This is a genomic window from Streptomyces griseorubiginosus, assembly GCF_036345115.1.
Classification (GTDB): domain Bacteria; phylum Actinomycetota; class Actinomycetes; order Streptomycetales; family Streptomycetaceae; genus Streptomyces; species Streptomyces griseorubiginosus_C.
In genome coordinates this window covers 8234414-8254117 of sequence record NZ_CP107766.1, presented here as the reverse complement: position 1 = coordinate 8254117, position 19704 = coordinate 8234414, and the positions used below count along the sequence as shown (strand labels likewise).

The window sequence follows — 19704 nt, the reverse complement described above, 5'->3', positions numbered from 1 at the left end:
TTTGTCAATCCCGTGCGTCGGGTCGACGGTGTCGGTATGACCGAGACATACGAAGTGATCGTCATCGGCGGTGGCGCCGCCGGACTGTCCGCCGCACTCGTCCTGGGCCGCTCCCGCCGTCGCACGCTGGTCGTCGACGCGGGGGAGCCGCGCAACGCGCCCGCCGCGCACATGCAGGGCTTCCTCACCCGGGACGGCATGCCGCCCGCCGAGTTCCTGGCGATCGGCCGCGAGGAGATCAAGGCGTACGGCGTCGAGCTGGTCCGCGACAGCGTGGTGGACCTCGCCCCGGGCTTCGCCGTGACCCTGGCGAGCGGACGCGTGCTCCGGGCCCGGCGCCTGGTGGTGGCGACCGGCCTGAAGGACGAGCTGCCCGACGTCCCCGGCGTCGCCGAGCGCTTCGGCAGGGACGTGCTGCACTGCCCGTACTGCCACGGCTGGGAGGTCCGCGACCAGGCCTTCGGCGTGCTCGCCACGAGCCCGCTCAGCGTGCACCAGGCACTGATGGTCTCCCAGTGGTCGAAGGACGTGACGTTCTTCCTGCACAGGGTCGCCGAGTCCGACCTCTCGGCCGACGACCTGCGCAGACTGGCCGCGGCCGGGGTCGAGGTGGTGCCCGGTGAGGTCGCCGGGCTGGTGGTGACGGACGACCGGCTGAGCGCCGTACGTCTGAAGGACGGGACCACCCATGCGCGGCAGGTCGTCTTCACTGCGCCTCGGGCCGTCCCGCGAAACGGTCTGCTGGAGCGGCTCGGGGCCGAACTGACCGAGACCCCGTTCGGCGCGTGCCCGGTCGTCGACGCGACGGGGCAGACCTCCGTGCCGGGTGTGTGGGCCGCGGGCAACGCGATGGGCTTCGGCGAGCAGGTGATCAACGCGGCGGCGGGCGGTTACCGGGCCGGGGCCACGATCAACGGGGATCTGCTGATGGCGGACCTCGACGCGGCCGCCGGGGTGTAGACCCGGCTCCTCCGGTACACCCTGGAGGCATGCTGCTTGCCCGACTGGCACAGGTGTCCCAGGAGGTCGCCGCGACCTCGGCGCGCTCCCAGAAGATCGCGCTGCTCGCGGAGCTGTTCCGGGAGGCCGAGCCGGACGACGTGCCGATCGTCATCCCGTACCTCGCGGGACGGCTCCCGCAGGGCCGGCTCGGCGTCGGCTGGAAGGTGCTGAGCCGCCCGGTCGCGCCGTCCGCCGAGCCGACCCTGACCGTCCGCGAGGTGGACACGCTGCTCGGCGCGCTCGGCAAGGTCGCGGGCACCGGCTCGCAGGCCGAACGGACCCGGCTGGTCGGGGAGTTGATGGGCGCGGCCACCGAGGACGAACAGCGGTTCCTGTTCGGGCTGATCAGCGGGGAGGTGCGGCAGGGCGCCCTGGACGCGGTCGCCATCGAGGGGCTCGCCCGGGCGACGGAGGCACCGCCCGCCGACGTCCGCCGTGCCGTGATGCTCGCCGGTTCCCTCCAGACGGTCGCCGAGGCCCTGCTCACCGACGGTCCGCCCGCCCTGGAGCGTTTCCGCCTCACGGTCGGCCGCCCGGTGCTGCCGATGCTGGCGCACAGCGCCTCCTCGGTGGCCGAGGCGGTCGAGAAGCTCGGCGTGTGCGCGGTCGAGGAGAAGCTGGACGGCATCCGCGTCCAGATCCACCGCGACGGCGATGTCGTACGGCTGTACACCCGCACCCTCGACGACATCACCGACCGGCTGCCCGAACTGACGGCCGCCGCGCTGGAGTTGAGGGGTGAGCGGTTCATCCTGGACGGTGAGGTGATCGCCTTCGACGAGGACGGGCGGCCGCGTTCCTTCCAGGAGACGGCGGGCCGGGTCGGCTCCCGCGTGGACGTGTCGACGGCCGCCGAGGCGGTCCCCGTCTCCCCCGTCTTCTTCGACGCGCTGTCGGTCGACGGCCAAGATCTCCTCGACCTGCCGTTCGCCGAACGGCACGCGGAGCTGGCCCGGCTGGTGCCGGAGCCGATGCGGGTGCGGCGGGCGCTGGTGTCGGGACCGGACGAGATCCCGGCGGCGGAGGAGTTCCTCGCCGAGACCTTGAAGCGCGGGCACGAGGGTGTGGTCGTGAAGTCCCTCGACGCGCCCTACAGCGCGGGCCGGCGCGGCGCGTCCTGGCTGAAGGTCAAGCCCGTGCACACCCTGGACCTGGTGGTGCTGGCCGCCGAGTGGGGCCACGGCCGCCGCACCGGCAAGCTCTCCAACCTGCACCTGGGCGCCCGCACTGCCGACGGCGGCTTCGCGATGCTCGGCAAGACCTTCAAGGGCATGACCGACGCGATGCTCACCTGGCAGACCGAACGGCTCCAGGAGCTGGCGGTGGAGAGCAGCGGCTATGTGGTGACGGTACGGCCCGAACTGGTCGTGGAGATCGCCTACGACGGCCTCCAGCGGTCGACCCGCTATCCGGCCGGGGTCACCCTGCGGTTCGCCCGCGTGGTCCGCTACCGGGAGGACAAGCGGCCCGAGGAGGCCGACACCGTGGAGACGCTGCTGGCCGCGCACCCCGAGGTGAAGCCGTGAGGACGAGCGCGGGCCTGCTGTTGTTCCGGCACGCCGAGAACGGCCTGGAGGTGTTGCTGGGCCATATGGGTGGCCCCTTCTTCGCGCGCCGGGACGCCGGGGCGTGGACGGTCCCGAAGGGTGAGTACGAGCCGGAGTCGGAGTCGGCCTGGGACGCGGCCCGGCGGGAGTTCCAGGAGGAGCTCGGGCTGCCGCCGCCCGTCGGGGAGGCCGTACACCTGGGCGAGGTGCGGCAGACGAACGGCAAGGTCGTCACGGCGTGGGCGATCGAGGCGGACCTCGATCCGGCGACCGTGGTGCCGGGGGTGTTCAGCATGGAGTGGCCGCCGAAGTCCGGCCGTATCCAGGAGTTCCCGGAGCTGGACCGGGTGGAGTGGTTCGGGCTGGAGCGGGCCCGGGCCGTGATCGTGAAGGCGCAGGCCGCGTTTCTGGACCGGCTGGCTGAGCACTCGGCCTGACGTCCACGCGTTGCGGTCGCCCCCGCCGCGCGGGAAGGTCGAAGCACAGTCAGCTCTTCAGGAGGTCGGTCATGCCCATCGCGACGGTGAACCCGGCGAACGGCGAGACGCTCAAGACGTACGAGGCCATGGGCGAGGAGGAGATCGAGCGCAGGCTCCAGCTCGCCGAGGCGACGTTCCGGACCTACCGCACGACGTCCTTCGAGGAGCGCGCCCGTCTCCTGAACCGGGCCGCCGAGCTCCTGGACGACGCCGGGCAGGACATCGCCCGGGTCATGACCACCGAGATGGGCAAGCCGGTCAAGCAGGCCCGCGCGGAGGCCGCCAAGTGCGCCAAGGCGATGCGCTGGTACGCCGAGCACGCCGAGGCGCTGCTGGCCGCCGAGGAGCCCTCGGAGTCGGACGTCAAGGACTCCGGCGCCGCACGCGCGCGCGTGCTCTACCGGCCGCTGGGTCCGGTGCTCGCGGTGATGCCGTGGAACTTCCCGCTGTGGCAGGTGGTCCGGTTCGCCGCGCCCGCGCTGATGGCGGGCAACGTCGGTCTGCTCAAGCACGCCTCGAACGTGCCGCAGACCGCGCTGTTCCTGGAGGACCTCTTCCACCAGGCGGGCTACACCCAGGGCTGTTTCCAGACGCTGCTCGTCGGGTCGGGCGCGATCGACGACATCCTGCGCGACGAACGCGTCAAGGCGGCCACGCTGACCGGGAGTGAGCCCGCGGGGCGGGCCGTGGCGTCCACCGCCGGGGACATGGTGAAGAAGACGGTGCTGGAACTCGGCGGCAGCGACCCGTACGTCGTGATGCCGTCCGCGGACATCGACCGGGCCGCCGAGATCGCGGTGACCGCGCGGGTGCAGAACAACGGGCAGTCCTGCATCGCCGCCAAGCGGTTCATCGTGCACACCGACGTCTACGACCGGTTCGCCGAGCGGTTCGTGGCGGGCATGAAGGCGTTGAAGGTCGGCGATCCGCTGGAGGAGGACACCGAGGTCGGGCCGCTGGCCAGCGAACAGGGCCGGACCGACCTGGAGGAGCTGGTCGACGACGCGAGGCGCAGCGGGGCGAGCGTGCTGTGCGGCGGGGAACGGCCCGACGGGCCCGGCTGGTACTACCCGCCGACCGTCGTCGCCGACGTGACCCGCGAGATGCGCATCCACCGCGAGGAGACCTTCGGTCCGGTGGCCACGCTGTACCGGGCCGCCGACCTCGACGAGGCGGTGCTGATCGCCAACGACTCGCCGTTCGGGCTGAGTTCCAACGTGTGGACGCGGGACGAGGCCGAGGTCGACCGGTTCGCACGGGATCTGGAGGCCGGCGGGGTGTTCGTCAACGGGATGACCGCCTCGCATCCGGCGTTCCCGTTCGGCGGGGTGAAGCGGTCCGGGTACGGGCGTGAGCTGTCCGGGCACGGAATCAGGGAGTTCTGCAACATCACGACGGTTTGGCACGGGGCGTGACGCTTGCGCGGTTACGATCCCGGGTGTGAACCGCGAAGTGACTCTGCCTCTGATCGTCGATGACCGCGGGACCTTGCAGGTGGCTGCCGCCGACGTGAGCAAGCTGCTCCGCAGTCTTGGCGGGCGGTGGCTGCACTTGGTCGAGGCCGGGGCCGACGGGTTGGACGAGGATACGGTGGCCGCGCTGACGATCGAGCTGGCGAAGCTGGCGGATCGGATCGATGTGGCGTGCATTGCGCACAGTAGCGGTGGGGCGCCGTAGGAGGTGCTGCTTGATGCCGTCTGCGGGCCGTCCGTGGCTGGTCGCGCAGTTCCCCGCGCCCCTTTCGGGGCGCCCCCAGTGATCGCACGTTGGGAGTAATCCCGCGCGAAGTCGTCTTCCCGTCAGGTGATCGTGGTCTGAACCACTCCCTGAGGTGAAGGCAGGCGGTTCATGGCGGCCACCGAAGAGACGATCACCGAGATCCTGCCCCCGATCCGGCACTGGCCCGCGCTCCGCCTGAACGGCGTCGACTTCGACCCGGTGCTCACCGAGCTGATGCGCGAGGGCCCCCTCACCCGGATCCAACTGCCCGACGGGGAGGGCTGGGCGTGGCTGGTCACCCGGTACGACGACGTGCGGACGGTGACCGAGGACCCCCGCTTCAGCCGCGAGGCCGTCATGGACCAGCCGGTCACCCGGCTCGGCTTCCTCGACCCGCCGGACCACACCCGGCTGCGTGGCTCGGTGGCCGCCGCGTTCACCGCGCAGGGCGTGGAGCGGGTACGCGAGACGTCGCGGCGGATGCTGGACGAACTGGTCGACGAACTGGTGCAGGACGGGCCGCCCGCGGATCTCACCGCCACCGTGCTGACGCCGTTTCCCTCCGCCGTGATCTGCGAGCTGATGGGAGTCCCGGCCACCGACCGGCACGGCATGCACACCTGGACGCGGCTGATCCTGTCCTCCTCGCACGGCGCGAAGGTCGGTGAGCGGGCGCGGGACGAGATGGGCGCCTACTTCGGCGATCTCATCGGGCTCCGGGAGGGCAGCTCCGGCGAGGACGTGACCTCGTTGCTCGGGGCCGCCGTGGGGCGGGGCGAGGTGACCCTGGAGGAGGCCGTGGGGCTCGCGGTGCTGGTGCAGCTGGGCGGCGAGGCGGTGACGCACAACAGCGGGCAGATGTTCTACCTGCTGCTGACCCGGCCCGACCTGGCCGAACGCCTGCGTGCCGAGCCGGAGATCCGCCCCCGGGCCATCGAGGAACTGCTGCGCTGGATCCCGCACCGCAACGCCGTGGGACTCTCGCGGATCGCCCTGGAGGACGTGGGGATCCGAGGCGTACGGATCCGGGCGGGCGACGCGATCTACGTTTCGTACCTGGCGGCGAACCGGGACCCGGACGTGTTTCCGTACCCGGAGACGATCGACTTCTCCCGCGGCCCCGACCCGCACCTGTCCTTCGGATCCGGCCCGCACCACTGCCCGGGCCAGATGGTGGCCCGGCTGACGTGCGAGCTCCTGGTGGACGCGCTGCTGGACCGGCTGCCAGGGCTGCGGCTCGCGGTGGAACCGGAGCGGGTCCCGTTCCGCAGGGGCGCGTCGGTCCGCGGCCCCGAGGCCCTTCCGGTGACGTGGTGACGGCTCCGGAAGGGCTCCTGACACTCGGACTTCGTCAGCGGATGGACATCCCCGAGAGCGTCCGGGCGATCACCAGTCGCTGGATCTCGCTCGTGCCCTCGAAGATCGTGTAGATCGCCGCGTCGCGGTGCATGCGCTCCACCGGGTACTCCCTGGTGTAGCCGTTGCCGCCGAGGATCTGGACCGCCTGCGCGGTGACCTTCTTCGCGGTCTCGCTCGCGAACAGCTTCGACATCGAGCCCTCGGCGGCGGTGAACTGCTTGCCGTTGATGGCCATCCAGGACGCCCGCCAGACCAGCAGCCGGGCCGCGTCGATGGACGTCCGCATGTCGGCGAGCTGGAAGGCCACGCCCTGGTTGTCGATGATCGGACGCCCGAACTGCTCACGCGTCTTGGCGTAGTCGAGGGCGACTTCGTAGGCGGCACGGGCGGTACCCACGGCCATGGCGCCCACCGCGGGACGGCTGGCCTCGAAGGTCGCCATCGCCGCGTTCTTCACGCGCTCGCCGTTGCCGGCCTTCGCCCGCTCGCGGGCCCGGGCCAGGCGCTGGTCCAGCTTCTCCTTGCCGCCGAGCAGGCAGTGGCCGGGGACGCGGACGTTCTCCAGGACGACCTCGGCGGTGTGCGAGGCGCGGATGCCGTGCTTCTTGAACTTCTGGCCCTGGGACAGGCCCGGGGTGTTCGGCGGCACGATGAAGGACGCGTGCCCCTTGGAGCCGAGCTCGGCGTCCACGACGGCCACGACCACGTGGACGTTGGCGATGCCGCCGTTGGTCGCCCAGGTCTTGGTGCCGTTGAGCACCCACTCGTCCTTGGCCTCGTCGTACACGGCACGCGTGCGCATGGAGGCCACGTCGGAGCCGGCGTCCGGCTCGGAGGAGCAGAACGCGGCGACCTTGACATCGTTGGCGTCGCCGTACATCTGGGGGATCCAGGTGCCGATCTGCTCCTCGGTTCCGTTGGCGAGAACGCCCACGGCGGCGAGTCCGGTGCCTACGATCGACAGGGCGATGCCCGCGTCGCCCCAGAACAGCTCCTCCATCGCCATCGGGATACCGAGCCCGGTGGGGTCGAAGTACTGCTGGGCGTAGAAGTCGAGGGAGTAGATGCCGACCTTCGCGGCCTCCTGGATGACCGGCCAGGGAGTCTCCTCACGCTCGTCCCATTCGGCGGCCGCGGGGCGGATGACGTCGGCCGCGAAGCCGTGCAGCCAGTCCCGGACCTCCTTCTGTTCGTCGTTGAGCTCCATGGTGAACTCGGCCATGTCCCCTCCAGCGGCGACGCACGTGCATGTTACTTGCGGTAACCCGAGTCTGTTACCCACGGGTAGGAAAAGTCAACTCCGATGACCGGTCAGCAGCCTGTTCGATGCGCGCGACCTGCCGAGTGTTAGTTTGCGCAGGCGTCACCGATTAAGCACGGGTGGGGAGAGCTCATGGACACCACACAGCGGACCGATCAGCAGCGGTCCGCCGACCGCCGCCGGCGCGAGCTGTTGGAGGCCGCGGACCGAGTGGTGCTGCGTGACGGGCCGCAGGCCTCTATGAACGCCATCGCCGCGGAAGCGGGTATCACCAAGCCGATTCTGTACCGGCACTTCGGCGACAAGGGGGGACTTTACGCCGCGCTTGCCAAGCGGCACACCGACGCGCTGCTGGATTCGCTGCGGGCCGCGCTGGACGCTCCGGCGGATCGGCGGGAGCGCGTGGAGGCGACGCTCGACACGTATCTCGCGGCGATCGAGGCGCGGCCTCAGGTGTACCGGTTCCTGATGCATCCCGCGGAGGGGGGACAGACCGCGGACCAGGGGTTCGACGTCGGTCAGCATTCCGTGCCGCTGCTGCGCAGGATGGGTGAGGAGTTGGCGCAGGTCATCGAGGACCGGCTGGATCTCGGGCCCGGGAGTCAGTTGCTGGCGCGGGTGTGGGGGCACGGGATCGTCGGGATGATGTACGCGGCGGGTGACTGGTGGCTGGGGGAACGGCCTTGTGCGCGGGGGGAGTTGGTGCGGAGTATGGCTGACCTGTTGTGGGGTCGCCTGGCGGCGGCCGGGGACAAAGTCGGAGGTCCGGGGTTCTGACCGTCGAATCCCGGGTGCGGGTGTGTGGGGGGGCTGGTCGCGCAGCTCCCCGCGCCCCTGGGCAGGTTCAACTCCCCCTATGCCAAGAAGTCCGAGCCACTTGTCGCATCAACCGCCGGTGGCGCCGACCCTCCACCCGGTCCGCGTAGACCTTGCCCTCCAAGTGGTCCATCTCGTGTTGCAGGCACCTTGCGAAGAAGCCCGTGCCGTGGATCGTCACGGGCTCGCCCGTCGCTGTGAAACCCTCCACCACCGCGTGGTCGTGGCGTTCCACCCCCGACTCCAGGCCCGGCAGGGACAGGCAGCCCTCGGGGCCCCTGAGCACCAGGCCGTCCGTCTCCACCAGGCGGGGGTTGACCACGTGGCCCAGGTGGCGGGTCTCCTCGTCGTCGGGGCAGTCGTAGACGAACACGCGCAGGGGGACGCCCACTTGGTTCGCCGCGAGGCCCACCCCCTCGTGCGCGTACATCGTCGCGAACAGGTCTTCCACGAGGGTCGCCAGTTCCGGGCCGAAGTCCGTTACCTCCCCGCAGGGTTCGTGCAGTACGGGGCTGCCGAGCAGGGTGAGGGGCCGGACCCGGCCACGGGTGCCCGGAATGGAGCCGTTTCGCATGGCCGCAAGGGTACGGCGATTCGGGAGTGCCTAAGGATCTCGATAGGCTGAGGTCCACACCACGTGGCCGGAGGCTGAGGCGCGGCGCGTACGCAAGGAGGATCGAGAACTGATGACAGGCAACTCGGACCCGCTCTCGCCGCGGGCCAAGCTCGCCGTGACGGCGGGCAAGGCCGTCGCGGCGGCATCCCGAGCCGCGGGTCGCGGCAGCGGTTCGGTCATCGGCGGCAAGGTGGCCCTCAAACTCGACCCCGACCTCCTCGCCCGGCTCGCCCAGCACCTGGACGTCGTCCTCGTCTCGGCGACCAACGGCAAGACCACCACCACCCGGTTGATCGCGGAGGCCCTGGGGGCCGCCGGGCCCGTCGTCTCCAACGCGCTCGGCGCCAACATGCCCGCCGGCATCACCTCGGCGCTGGCCGGCGGCTCGGACGCCCGGTTCGGCGTGATCGAGGTCGACGAGAAGTACCTCGCGGGCGTGGCCCGGGACACCGACCCCAAGTGCATCGCCCTGCTGAACCTCTCCCGCGACCAGCTCGACCGGGCCGCCGAGACCCGCATGCTCGCCGAGAACTGGCGTGAGGGGCTCGCCGGAAGCAAGGCCGTCGTGGTCGCCAACGCCGACGACCCGCTCGTCGTGTGGGCCGCGTCCTCCTCCCCCAACGTCATCTGGGTCGCCGCCGGACAGATGTGGAAGGACGACGCCTGGTCCTGCCCGTCCTGCGGCGGTGTGATGCAGCGGCCGGGCGACGACTGGTTCTGCGGCGAGTGCGGGTTCCGCCGCCCCACGCCGAGCTGGGCGCTCTCCGGCGACCACGTGCTCGACCCGCACGGCTCCGCGTGGCCCATCCACCTCCAGCTGCCCGGCCGCGCCAACAAGGCCAACGCCGCCTCCTCGGCCGCCGTCGCCGCCGTCTTCGGCGTACCGCCGCAGGTCGCCCTGGAACGCATGTACCAGGTGCAGGCCGTCGCCGGCCGCTACGACGTCGTGCAGTTCCAGCAGCGCGACCTGCGCCTGCTGCTCGCGAAGAACCCGGCCGGCTGGCTCGAGACGTTCAGCCTGATCGACCCGCCGCCCACCCCGGTGATCCTCTCGGTCAACGCCCGCGGCGCCGACGGCACCGACACCTCCTGGCTGTGGGACGTCGACTACACCCGGCTGACCGGCCACCCGATCTGCGTGATCGGCGACCGCAAGCTGGACCTCGCGGTGCGCCTCGAGGTCGCGAACCAGAACTTCCAGGTCTGCGACAACCTCGACCAGGCCGTGTCGATGAGCCCGCACGGCCGTATCGAGGTCATCGCGAACTACACCGCCTTCCAGGACCTGCGCCGCCGCGTCGGCAACTGAGACACAGGGGACTTTTGTGAGCGACAACCAACTGCGGATCGTCTGGATCTACCCCGACCTTCTCAGCACCTACGGCGACCAGGGCAACGCCCTCGTCATCGAGCGCCGGGCCCGCCAGCGCGGCCTCGACGTGGCCCGCCTGGACGTGCGCAGCGACCAGGCGATCCCGACCTCCGGCGACATCTACCTGATCGGCGGCGGCGAGGACCGGCCCCAGCGGCTCGCGGCCGAGCGGCTGCGCCGGGACGGCGGACTGCACCGGGCCGTGGGCAACGGCGCGATCGTCTTCTCGGTGTGCGCCGGCTACCAGATCCTCGGCCACGAGTTCATCAACGACCTCGGCCAGCGCGAGCCCGGCCTCGGTCTGCTCGACGTGGTCTCCGTGCGCGGCGAGGGCGCGCGGTGCGTCGGTGACGTGCTCGCCGACATCGACCCGCGCCTCGGCCTGCCCCCGCTGACCGGCTTCGAGAACCACCAGGGCGTCACCCACCTCGGGCCCACCGCCCGCCCGTTCGCCAACGTCCGGCTGGGCAACGGCAACGGCACCGGGGACGGTACGGAGGGGGCGTACAACGACACGGTCTTCGGTACGTACATGCACGGCCCCGTCCTGGCGCGCAACCCGCTCATCGCCGACCTGCTGCTGAAGCTGGCCCTGGACGTGAACGCGCTGCCGCCGACCGACGACCGCTGGTACGAGGCCCTGCGCAACGAGCGCATCGCGGCCGCTCAGCAGCCTGCCTGAGCAGGGAGTCCACCGCGGTTCCCGTTATCCGCCGGCAGCCCGTCTGACACGGTGTCCGCACAGGTGAGCGGGGTCGTCCAGCAGGCGGACGCATGCTTCGGCCCCGCCCCCTCCTGCCGCTAGGGTGGCGGGGTTCGAGCCGGACGACGTGGTCCGGATCCGGCCCCTGTCGAGAAGGTTGTAGCGGGCTTATGCGCATTGGTGTCCTCACGTCCGGCGGCGACTGCCCCGGCCTGAACGCCGTCATCCGGTCCGTCGTGCACCGTTCCGTCGTCGACCACGGCGACGAGGTCATCGGTTTCCGGGACGGCTGGCGGGGTCTCCTGGAGTGCGACTACCTCAAGCTCGACCTCGACGCCGTCGGCGGCATCCTCGCCCGCGGCGGCACGATCCTCGGCTCCTCCCGCGTCCAACCCTCGCATCTGCGGGACGGCGTGGAGCGGGCCAAGGGGCACGTCGAGGAGCTGGGGCTCGACGCGATCATCCCCATCGGCGGCGAGGGCACGCTCAAGGCGGCCCGGCTGATGTCCGACGCCGGCCTGCCGATCGTCGGCGTGCCGAAGACGATCGACAACGACATCGCGGTCACCGACGTCACCTTCGGGTTCGACACGGCCGTCGGGGTCGCCACCGAGGCGCTCGACCGGCTCAAGACCACCGCCGAGTCCCACCAGCGGGTGCTCGTCGTCGAGGTCATGGGGCGGCACACCGGGTGGATAGCGCTGCACTCCGGCATGGCGGCGGGCGCGCACGCCATCGTCGTGCCGGAACGGCCCTTCGACATCGAGGAGTTGGCCCGGCGGGTCGGCGAGCGGTTCGAGGCGGGCAAGCGGTTCGCGATCGTCGTGGCGGCGGAGGGGGCCAAGCCGGCCCCCGGCTCCATGGCCTTCGACGAGGGCGGCAAGGACATCTACGGGCACGAGCGGTTCGCCGGGATCGCCCGCCAGCTGTCGATCGAGCTGGAGGAGCGGCTGGGGAAGGAAGCGCGGCCGGTCATCCTCGGGCATGTGCAGCGGGGTGGTACGCCGACGGCCTACGACCGGGTGCTGGCCACGCGGTTCGGGTGGCATGCGGTGGAGGCCGTGCACCGTGGGGAGTTCGGTCACATGACGGCGCTCCGGGGGACCGACATCGTGATGGTGCCGCTGGCGGAGGCTGTGGAGACGTTGAAGACGGTGCCGTCGGCGCGGTACGCGGAAGCGGAGTGCGTGCTTTAGCCGTCCGGCGGGTGCGGCGCCGTTGTGGCTGGTCGCGCCCACGCGGCGGAGCCGCACATCGATACAGCCCCGCGCCCCTGAGTAGGTCGAACCGCCCCCGGTCCGAGATGTGACCGGGGGCGGTTCTAGTCTGTAGGGCGGACAGACTTGCACAACCCCCACGAATCAGGAGCCGCCGCGATGGATCACAGCGGGCACGGCATGACCATGGATCTGCCGCCGTTCACGCTGGGGCGGGGACTTGAGTGGTCCGCTGACCCGTTCTTTCTGGTCGCCTGCCTGCTCGGGCTCGCCCTGTACGGCTGGGGCGTCGTGCGGCTGCGGCGGCGGGGGGACTCGTGGTCCGTGGGGCGGACCGTCTCCTTCGTGATCGGCGTGCTGTCCATCGCGCTGATGATGTGCACCGGGCTGAACGACTACGGCATGGTCATGTTCAGCGTGCACATGGTGCAGCACATGGTGATCAGCATGCTGTCGCCGATCCTGCTGCTGCTCGGCGCCCCGGTCACGCTCGCCCTGCGGGCGCTGCCGGTCGCAGGCAAGGGGCACAAGGGGCCCCGTGAGCTGCTGCTCGCGCTGCTGCACAGCCGGTACATGCGGATCATCACGCATCCGGCGTTCACCATTCCGTTGTTCATCGCGAGCCTGTACGGGCTCTATTTCACGCCGTTGTTCGACTTCCTGATGGGGTCGAAGACCGGGCACATCGCGATGATGGTGCACTTCCTCGCGGTCGGTGTCGTCTTCTTCTGGCCGATCATCGGCGTCGACCCGGGACCGCACCGGCCCGGGTATCTGATGCGGATGCTGGAGCTGTTCGCGGGGATGCCGTTCCACGCGTTCTTCGGCATCGCGTTGATGATGGCGTCCGAGCCGATGGTGGGGACCTTCAAGAACCCGCCCGCCTCGCTCCACATCGACGCCCTCTCCGACCAGAACTACGCGGGCGGAATCGCCTGGGCGTTCAGTGAGATTCCCTCCGTGCTGGTGCTGATCGCACTGCTGTTCCAGTGGTACGGCTCCGAACAGCGGCAGGCCAAGCGCAAGGACCGGGCCGCCGACCGGGACGGTGACAAGGAACTCGAGGAGTACAACGCATATTTGGCCTCATTGAACGCACGCGGGCGTTAAAGGCTTCGTCTTTCCGGAGCATTCAGTAGCATGAAGCGCGTTGGGGGTACCGCCGCCGGGGGGAGCGGTCATGACACTTCGCGCATTTATGCACAGGATCGCTGTTCTGGCGGTTTTCGCGGTGCTGCTGAGCGGCTGCGACCAGGGAAATCCACTGACCGTGGTCAAGGCGGTCGCCGCCGGTGTGCCCACGCTCGCGCCGTTCTTCGACGAGGGCAGCGGGATCGGCAAGGACACCACCACCGTGCGGTCGCAGGCCGTGCGGGGCAGTCTCCAGCAGGGGGACACTCCTGGCCTCTACGGCGGCAGCAAGCAGCCGACCATCTGTGACGTCGCCAAACTCGAACGCTTCCTCACCGATCCCGTGAACCACAAGAAGGCACAGGCGTGGGCCGACGTGCTGAACATCGACACGGACGGGATACCGGAATATCTGGATCGGCTCACACCGGTTCTGCTGCGTCACGACACTCTCGTCAAGAACCACGACTACAAGAAGGAAAAAGCCGTCCCGTACAACTCCTTGCTCCAGGCGGGAATCGCGATTCTCGTCGATGAACAAGGGCTTCCGGCTGTGAAGTGCTCGTGCGGAAATCCTTTGCGGCCCTTCGAGGGTGACACCGGCCGGATTTCCGTCCAGTTCGAGGACGGAAACAAGAAGTGGGCCGGATATGAGCGGAAGTCGGTCGTGGCCGTGAAGCCCGCTCCGCGGAAGCTGGAACGGATCGCTCTCGTCGACGTCCATGAGCCCGCCCGCGGGATCGAGCGGCCGGTCGGGACGAGCGGTGAGAAGGACGCCACGTTCAACGCCAAGAAGCCGCGCGTCGTGCCGGAACTCGCCGGGGCGACCTTCGCCCAGGCCCGTCGGGAGCTGATCGACGCCGGGCTCGCGGCCGGCTACGCCGGGGAGGGGGCTCCGCCCGACGGCGCGAGGGTCACGGCGACGGACCCGCCCGCGGGGAGCGAGCTCGCGTTCGGGCAGTACGTGATGCTGACCGTGGCCGGGGGCAAGGGGAGCACCTCCGGCGGGGGCACCGGGCCCACGACCACTCCCCCGCCGCCGCCGCCGTCGTCCGGATCACCCACGCCGCCTACGAGCAAACCGCCCTCGTCCAGTGGGAAGCCCGGTGGCACCTCCTCCGCACCCCCGTCGGCGTCCGCGTCCCCGTCGAGCGGCAAGCCGAAGCCACGGGATTCCTCGTCCCCGCCGCCGTCGAGTACGGCGCCCGACTCACCGTCGCGCTCGCCCTCGCCCTCGCCCCAGAAGTCGAGCAGCCCACCCCCGCCCACCAGCGCCCCGGTGACCAGCAGCGCACCACCTCCACCGCAGCCACCCCCACCGCCGCCGCCCCCATCGACGAGCAGCGCGCCCACCACCGGCGGACCCCCCACCGTCACCTCGCAACCGGCCGCCAGTGAGCCCGCGAGCAGCGAGCCCGCCACCGGCGGGCCGAGCGCCACCGTCGCCGCCTAACAGCCCGGAGAACCGAAGAACCGCAGAACCGGGGAGTCACCGGATGCCTTCAGGATCACCGACGTCGGGAGTGGGCCGGGTCATCGCCGGCCGTTATCTGCTGCTGAACCCGCTCGGCAGCGGCGGCATGGGCCATGTGTGGCTCGCCCACGACCAGAGACTCGCCTGTGAGGTCGCGCTCAAGGAGATCGTGTTCCGCGACCCGGTGGAGGCCGGTCACGAGCGGGAGGCGAGGGTGGCGCGGGCCCGCGCGGAGGCCCGGCACGCGGCCGGGCTGCGCGGCCATCCGCACGTGGTGACCGTGCACGACGTGCTGGAGCACGAGGGGCTGCCCTGGATCGTCATGGAGTACGTGGCCGACGCCGTGGACCTGCGCGACCTGGTCGACACGCGCGGCCCCCTCGCCCCGGCCGAGTGCGCCCGCGTCGGGCTCGCCGTGCTGGACGCGCTGACCGCCGGGCACCAGCGGGGCGTGATGCACCGGGACGTGAAACCGGCGAACATCCTGCTGGCGCCGGACCGCTCGGGCTCGCCGTACGGACGCGTCCTGCTCACCGACTACGGCATCTCCGTGCAGCCGGACGCCGGGGAGACCCGGTACACACTGGCGTCGGTGCTGGTGGGGACGGCGGGCTATCTGGCTCCGGAGCGGGCCACGGGCGGGGCGCCCACGCCGGCCGCCGACCTGTTCTCGCTGGGCTGCACGCTGTACCACGCCGTGGAGGGCGTGGGCCCCTTCGAGCGGGAGTCGCATCTCGCCGAGGTGACCGCGGTGGTCATGGAGGAGCCACGGCCCGCCGTGCGCGCCGGCGCGCTCGGTCCCGTACTGGGTGCGCTGCTCGCGAAGGACCCCGGGCAGCGGCTGTCCGCCGCGGAGGCGGAGGCCGCGCTGTCGCGGATCGTGACGCCGCAGGCCGAGCCGTACGTGCGGACGCAGACCGACCTCGGCTCGCAGCCGCCCTGGGCGGCGGTGCAGGTGCCGCCGCCCGGGCCGCCCCCGAACGGGCACCGGTCCCCCAGCTGGCCGGAGCCACCCTTCGTGCTGCCGCCTCCGCCGCGGGGCGGCCGTCGGCGGCGGGAGCGTTCGCACGCCCTGCGGGCCGTCCTCGCCTGTGGTCTGGGGCTGCTCCTGGCACTGGGCGGGGTCTGGTACGCCATGGCCGACCGGTCGCCGGGAGGCGGGGGCGGGGGCGGACAGCAGAGCGCCCGGCAGCCGTACGGCGAGACGGTCGGGCTCCGGAAGCCGCTGCGGGACGGCGACTGCGTGATCGCCGACTGGCCGGGGTCGCAGCGGTTCCGGGGGACGCCCCGGCTGCGGCTGGACCCGACGTGCGGGACGGCCCCGGACGGCCAGGTGATGGCGTTCGTGCCGGCCGGCTCGGCGGAGGAGGCGCGGCGGACGGGGGCGGCGAGGTGCGAGGAGCGGACGCTGGAGGTGCGGGAGCGGCTCGCGGACGTCCGCGGTCTGGCCGTCGTACCGACCGAAGGGGGCTTCGAGGCCGCGGGGCGGCGCACGGCCTGTCTGGTGCTGGGTGCGAGCGGGCCGGTGTACGGGCCGATCGGCCCGCGTCGCGCCCTGGGCTCACCGTTCGCGGACACGGCGACCATGCAGCGGCGGGACTGCCTGGACGTGCGCACCAACCGGGACGCCCGGCTGGTCTCCTGTGCGGGCTCCTACGACGAGCAGGTGCTCGGATTCACCCGACTGGACCCCGACGTCACACTGCCCGAGGCGCGCACCGAGTCGGACACGGCGTGCGCGCGTGAGGTGCCGCCTGGCGACTACGGCTTCGATCCGTCGGTCTACACGGCCGGTTCCTGGACCAGCGAGGGGCCGTGGAAGAACGGCACTCATTTCGTCGCGTGCACCGTCCGCAAGCAGAACGGGGGCACCATGGAGGGGGACGAATCCTGAGGAGGGTGTCGCGATGGCCGGTACCGGTTCCACGGATGGCTCGACCAGAACGATGGGGGTCCTCACCGTCGGCGGACTCGTCGCGGTGACGGCGTACACGGTGGCGCTCGGCAGCAACGGCTGGCTGTGGTTCGGCTGGGTGGTGCTGGGTCTGATCACCCTCGGGATGGTCGCCACCCGCAGTTGACTCAGCCGCCCGTGAGGCGGCCCGCCGAGTGCACGCCCGGCTGGTACTTGGGCACCCGGGCGGTGATCTTCATGCCCGCGCCCACGGCGGTCTCGATGACGAGGCCGTAGGAGTCGCCGTACACCTGGCGGAGCCGGTCGTCGACGTTGGACAGTCCGATGCCACCGGAAGGGCTGACCTCGCCGGCGAGGATACGGCGGAGCAGTACCGGATCCATTCCGGCGCCGTCGTCCTCGATGACCACGAGGGCCTCGGCGCCCGCGTCCTGTGCGGTGATCTGGATGTGGCACTTCTCGGTCTTGCCCTCCAGGCCGTGCTTGATGGCGTTCTCGACCAGCGGCTGGAGGCACAGGAAGGGCAGGGCGACCGGCAGCACCTCGGGGGCGATCTGGAGGGTGACCGAGAGGCGGTCGCCGAAGCGTGCCCTGACGAGCGCCAAGTAGTGGTCGATGGCGTGGAGTTCGTCGGCGAGGGTGGTGAAGTCGCCGTGCCTGCGGAAGCTGTAGCGGGTGAAGTCGGCGAATTCGAGGAGGAGTTCGCGGGCGCGCTCGGGGTCGGTGCGGACGAAGGACGCGATCACAGCCAGCGAGTTGAAGATGAAGTGCGGGGAGATCTGGGCGCGGAGTGCCTTGATCTCGGCCTCGATCAGCCGGGTGCGGGACTGGTCCAGGTCGGCCAACTCGAGCTGGACGCTGACCCAGCGGGCGACCTCTCCGGCGGCGCGGACCAGGACGGCCGACTCGCGGGGCGCGCAGGCGACGAGGGCGCCGTGGACGCGGTCGTCGACGGTGAGCGGGGCCACGACCGCCCAGCGGACCGGGCAGTCCGGGGCGTCGCAGGTGAGCGGGAAGGCCTCGCCGCGGCCGGTCTCCAGTGGACCGGCGAGGCGTTCCATGATCTCGCCGCGGTGGTGGCCGCCGACGCCGTCCCAGACGAGGACCCGCTTCTGGTCGGTGAGGCAGAGCGCGTCCGTGCCGAGCAGGGAGCGCAGTCGGCGGGCCGACTTGCGGGCGGTCTCCTCGGTGAGGCCCGCCCGGAGCGGGGGTGCGGCCAGGGAGGCGGTGTGGAGGGTCTCGAAGGTGGCGTGCTCGACGGGGGTGCCGAGGCCGCCCAGGCTCTGGGTGCGGGCCGAGCGCCGGCCGAGCCAGAAGCCGGCGGCGAGCAAGGGCAGGATCGCCACGCACAGGCCGGCCAGGAATCCGCTCACGCCTTCACCTCCGCCCTGAGCTCCTCCGGCAGATGGAAGCGGGCCAGGATCGCCGCCGTGCCCGCCGGTACCCGGCTCGCGGTGGCCAGGGACACCAGCACCATGGTGAGGAAGCCGAGCGGCACCGACCAGAGCGCGGGCCAGGCGAGCAGGGAGTGCAGGGCGCCCGTCGCCGGGAAGCCCGCCATGGTCGCGGCCACGGCGACGAACGCCGAGCCGCCGCCGACCAGCATGCCCGCGGCGGCGCCGGGCGGGGTCAGCCGCCGCCACCAGATGCCGAGCACGAGCAGGGGACAGAAGGAGGACGCGGAGACGGCGAAGGCCAGCCCCACCGCGTCGGCGACGGGCAGTCCGCCGACGATGACGCTCGCGGCGAGCGGGGCGCACATCGCGAGGACCGTGCCGAGCCGGAAGTGCCGCACGCCGCGCGAGGGCAGGACGTCCTGGGTGAGCACGCCCGCCACCGCCATGGTGAGTCCGGAGGCCGTGGACAGGAACGCGGCGAAGGCGCCGCCCGCCACGAGCGCGCCCAGCAGGTCGCCGCCGAGGCCGCCGATCATCCGTTCCGGGAGCAGCAGGACGGCCGCGTCGGCGTCCCCGGTGAGGGTGAGTTCGGGGGCGTACAGGCGGCCGAGGGCGCCGTAGACCGGGGGCAGCAGGTAGAAGCAGCCGATCAGGCCGAGGACGGCGACCGTGGTGCGGCGGGCGGCGACGCCGTGCGGGCTGGTGTAGAAGCGGACGACTACGTGCGGCAGGCCCATGGTGCCGAGGAAGGTGGCGAGGATCAGTCCGTACGTGGCGTACAGGGGCCGTTCCTCGCGGCCCGCGGCCAGCGAGGTCGACATGCCGTCGCTGGTGCCGCGGTCGGCGGCGGGGACGGTGGTGCCCTTGGCGAAGGTGAGGCGGGTGCCGCGCTCGATGTGGTGGGTGCCGGCGGGGAGTCGCAGCTGCTGGTCGTCGTGCGGGCGGCCGTCGACGGTGCCGGTCACCGTGACGGTGAGCGGCTGGTCCAGTGTGAGGTCGAGGGTGTCGGCGACTTTGACGATCCGCTGCTCGCGGAAGGTCGCGGGTTCCTCGAAGGCGTGGCTGGGGGCGCCGTCGCCCTGCCAGGCGAGGATCAGGAAAAGGGCGGGGACCAGGAGGGCGGTGAGCTTGAGCCAGTACTGGAAGGCCTGCACGAAGGTGATGCTGCGCATGCCGCCTGCTGCGACGGTGGCGACCACGACGGCGGCCACGATGACTCCGCCGAGCCACTGGGGTGCCCCGGTGAGGACCGTCAACGTCAGTCCGGCGCCCTGGAGTTGGGGCAGCAGGTAGAGCCAGCCGACGCCTACGACGAAGGCGCCCGCGAGCCGCCGGACGGCTTGGGAGGCGAGCCGGGCCTCGGCGAAGTCGGGGAGGGTGTAGGCGCCGGAACGGCGCAGGGGGGCGGCGACGAACAGGAGCAGGACGAGATAGCCGGCGGTGTAGCCGACCGGGTACCAGAGCATGTCGGGGCCCTGGACGAGGACCAGGCCCGCGATGCCGAGGAAGGACGCGGCGGAGAGGTACTCGCCGCTGATGGCGGCCGCGTTGAGGCGGGGGCCGACGGTGCGGGAGGCGACGTAGAAGTCGGAGGTGGTGCGGGAGATGCGCAGGCCGAAGGCGCCGACGAGGACGGTGGCGACGACCACGAGGGCGACCGCGGGGACGGAGTAGCTGGAGTTCATCGGACCTCGAC

Annotated in this window: 18 protein-coding genes; 14 read left to right on the top strand and 4 right to left on the bottom strand. The window is 71.4% G+C overall.

The window, feature by feature from the left end; all coding sequences use genetic code 11:
* Positions 1–36: 36 nt before the first annotated feature.
* The 6 genes from OHN19_RS37340 (at position 37) to OHN19_RS37315 (ending at position 6064) form a co-directional block, all read left to right on the top strand.
* Positions 37–960, top strand: a complete 924-nt coding sequence (locus OHN19_RS37340; RefSeq protein ID WP_330268418.1) for an NAD(P)/FAD-dependent oxidoreductase — start codon at positions 37–39, stop codon at positions 958–960.
* A gap of 29 nt (positions 961–989) precedes the next feature.
* Positions 990–2528, top strand: coding sequence for an ATP-dependent DNA ligase (locus OHN19_RS37335; protein ID WP_330268417.1), 1539 nt, complete (start codon positions 990–992; stop codon positions 2526–2528).
* Positions 2525–2986: an NUDIX domain-containing protein gene (locus OHN19_RS37330; protein ID WP_330268416.1), complete on the top strand. Its 462-nt coding sequence runs from the start codon at positions 2525–2527 to the stop codon at positions 2984–2986. The genes OHN19_RS37335 and OHN19_RS37330 overlap by 4 nt, the downstream gene beginning before the upstream one ends.
* A 71-nt stretch (positions 2987–3057) precedes the next feature.
* On the top strand, positions 3058–4443 hold the full coding sequence (locus OHN19_RS37325; RefSeq protein ID WP_330268415.1) for an NADP-dependent succinic semialdehyde dehydrogenase: 1386 nt from the start codon (positions 3058–3060) through the stop codon (positions 4441–4443).
* A 25-nt stretch (positions 4444–4468) separates the two neighbouring features.
* The gene (locus OHN19_RS37320) at positions 4469–4705 is read left to right on the top strand and encodes a DUF6213 family protein (RefSeq protein WP_007380390.1); all 237 of its coding nucleotides are present in this window, start codon (positions 4469–4471) and stop codon (positions 4703–4705) included.
* A 171-nt stretch (positions 4706–4876) separates the two neighbouring features.
* Positions 4877–6064, top strand: a complete 1188-nt coding sequence (locus OHN19_RS37315; protein WP_330268414.1) for a cytochrome P450 — start codon at positions 4877–4879, stop codon at positions 6062–6064.
* A 34-nt stretch (positions 6065–6098) separates the two neighbouring features.
* On the opposite strand, the gene OHN19_RS37310 is transcribed toward OHN19_RS37315, so the two are convergent.
* Positions 6099–7328, bottom strand: coding sequence for an acyl-CoA dehydrogenase family protein (locus OHN19_RS37310; RefSeq protein WP_123759272.1), 1230 nt, complete (start codon positions 7326–7328; stop codon positions 6099–6101).
* Between the two features lie 171 nt (positions 7329–7499).
* Between OHN19_RS37310 and OHN19_RS37305 the strand changes: the two genes are divergently transcribed.
* Positions 7500–8144 (top strand): TetR family transcriptional regulator, encoded by a 645-nt coding sequence (locus tag OHN19_RS37305; protein ID WP_123759273.1) that lies wholly within the window; start codon positions 7500–7502, stop codon positions 8142–8144.
* Between the two features lie 67 nt (positions 8145–8211).
* On the opposite strand, the gene def is transcribed toward OHN19_RS37305, so the two are convergent.
* Complete coding sequence (gene def / locus OHN19_RS37300; RefSeq protein WP_330268413.1) at positions 8212–8757, bottom strand: peptide deformylase; 546 nt, start codon at positions 8755–8757, stop codon at positions 8212–8214.
* A gap of 112 nt (positions 8758–8869) precedes the next feature.
* Here def and OHN19_RS37295 point away from each other — a divergent pair, with 112 nt between their 5' ends.
* From OHN19_RS37295 to OHN19_RS37265, 7 genes are all read left to right on the top strand, one after another.
* Positions 8870–10108 carry a MurT ligase domain-containing protein gene (locus OHN19_RS37295; RefSeq protein ID WP_330268412.1) on the top strand — a complete coding sequence of 413 codons (1239 nt, stop codon included), beginning with the start codon at positions 8870–8872 and terminating at the stop codon, positions 10106–10108.
* A gap of 16 nt (positions 10109–10124) precedes the next feature.
* The gene (locus tag OHN19_RS37290) at positions 10125–10853 is read left to right on the top strand and encodes a type 1 glutamine amidotransferase (protein WP_020140434.1); all 729 of its coding nucleotides are present in this window, start codon (positions 10125–10127) and stop codon (positions 10851–10853) included.
* Positions 10854–11044: 191 nt separating this feature from the next.
* Positions 11045–12070 carry a 6-phosphofructokinase gene (locus tag OHN19_RS37285; RefSeq protein WP_330268411.1) on the top strand — a complete coding sequence of 342 codons (1026 nt, stop codon included), beginning with the start codon at positions 11045–11047 and terminating at the stop codon, positions 12068–12070.
* 180 nt (positions 12071–12250) lie between these two features.
* Positions 12251–13201 (top strand): cytochrome c oxidase assembly protein, encoded by a 951-nt coding sequence (locus OHN19_RS37280; RefSeq protein WP_330268410.1) that lies wholly within the window; start codon positions 12251–12253, stop codon positions 13199–13201.
* A gap of 70 nt (positions 13202–13271) precedes the next feature.
* Positions 13272–14675, top strand: coding sequence for a PASTA domain-containing protein (locus tag OHN19_RS37275; protein WP_330268409.1), 1404 nt, complete (start codon positions 13272–13274; stop codon positions 14673–14675).
* 43 nt (positions 14676–14718) lie between these two features.
* A complete protein-coding gene (locus OHN19_RS37270) occupies positions 14719–16590 on the top strand; it encodes a serine/threonine-protein kinase (protein WP_330268408.1) in 1872 nt (623 codons plus the stop codon).
* A gap of 13 nt (positions 16591–16603) precedes the next feature.
* Positions 16604–16777, top strand: coding sequence for a hypothetical protein (locus OHN19_RS37265; protein WP_123759281.1), 174 nt, complete (start codon positions 16604–16606; stop codon positions 16775–16777).
* Position 16778: 1 nt separating this feature from the next.
* On the opposite strand, the gene OHN19_RS37260 is transcribed toward OHN19_RS37265, so the two are convergent.
* Together OHN19_RS37260 and OHN19_RS37255 are read right to left on the bottom strand one after the other, a co-directional pair.
* A complete protein-coding gene (locus OHN19_RS37260; RefSeq protein WP_330268407.1) occupies positions 16779–17984 on the bottom strand; it encodes a sensor histidine kinase in 1206 nt (401 codons plus the stop codon).
* Complete coding sequence (locus OHN19_RS37255) at positions 17981–19693, bottom strand: cation acetate symporter (protein ID WP_330268406.1); 1713 nt, start codon at positions 19691–19693, stop codon at positions 17981–17983. Before OHN19_RS37255 ends, OHN19_RS37260 begins: the two co-directional genes overlap by 4 nt.
* Positions 19694–19704 lie beyond the last annotated feature (11 nt).

Coding starts and splice junctions, on each gene's coding strand:
- OHN19_RS37340 (WP_330268418.1), top strand. CDS start 37: ATGACCGAGACATACGAAGTGATCGTCATCGGCGGTGGCGCCGCCGGA.
- OHN19_RS37335 (WP_330268417.1), top strand. CDS start 990: ATGCTGCTTGCCCGACTGGCACAGGTGTCCCAGGAGGTCGCCGCGACC.
- OHN19_RS37325 (WP_330268415.1), top strand. CDS start 3,058: ATGCCCATCGCGACGGTGAACCCGGCGAACGGCGAGACGCTCAAGACG.
- OHN19_RS37315 (WP_330268414.1), top strand. CDS start 4,877: ATGGCGGCCACCGAAGAGACGATCACCGAGATCCTGCCCCCGATCCGG.
- OHN19_RS37310 (WP_123759272.1), bottom strand. CDS start 7,328: ATGGCCGAGTTCACCATGGAGCTCAACGACGAACAGAAGGAGGTCCGG.
- OHN19_RS37305 (WP_123759273.1), top strand. CDS start 7,500: ATGGACACCACACAGCGGACCGATCAGCAGCGGTCCGCCGACCGCCGC.
- def (WP_330268413.1), bottom strand. CDS start 8,757: ATGCGAAACGGCTCCATTCCGGGCACCCGTGGCCGGGTCCGGCCCCTC.
- OHN19_RS37295 (WP_330268412.1), top strand. CDS start 8,870: ATGACAGGCAACTCGGACCCGCTCTCGCCGCGGGCCAAGCTCGCCGTG.
- OHN19_RS37285 (WP_330268411.1), top strand. CDS start 11,045: ATGCGCATTGGTGTCCTCACGTCCGGCGGCGACTGCCCCGGCCTGAAC.
- OHN19_RS37280 (WP_330268410.1), top strand. CDS start 12,251: ATGGATCACAGCGGGCACGGCATGACCATGGATCTGCCGCCGTTCACG.
- OHN19_RS37275 (WP_330268409.1), top strand. CDS start 13,272: ATGACACTTCGCGCATTTATGCACAGGATCGCTGTTCTGGCGGTTTTC.
- OHN19_RS37270 (WP_330268408.1), top strand. CDS start 14,719: ATGCCTTCAGGATCACCGACGTCGGGAGTGGGCCGGGTCATCGCCGGC.
- OHN19_RS37265 (WP_123759281.1), top strand. CDS start 16,604: ATGGCCGGTACCGGTTCCACGGATGGCTCGACCAGAACGATGGGGGTC.
- OHN19_RS37255 (WP_330268406.1), bottom strand. CDS start 19,693: ATGAACTCCAGCTACTCCGTCCCCGCGGTCGCCCTCGTGGTCGTCGCC.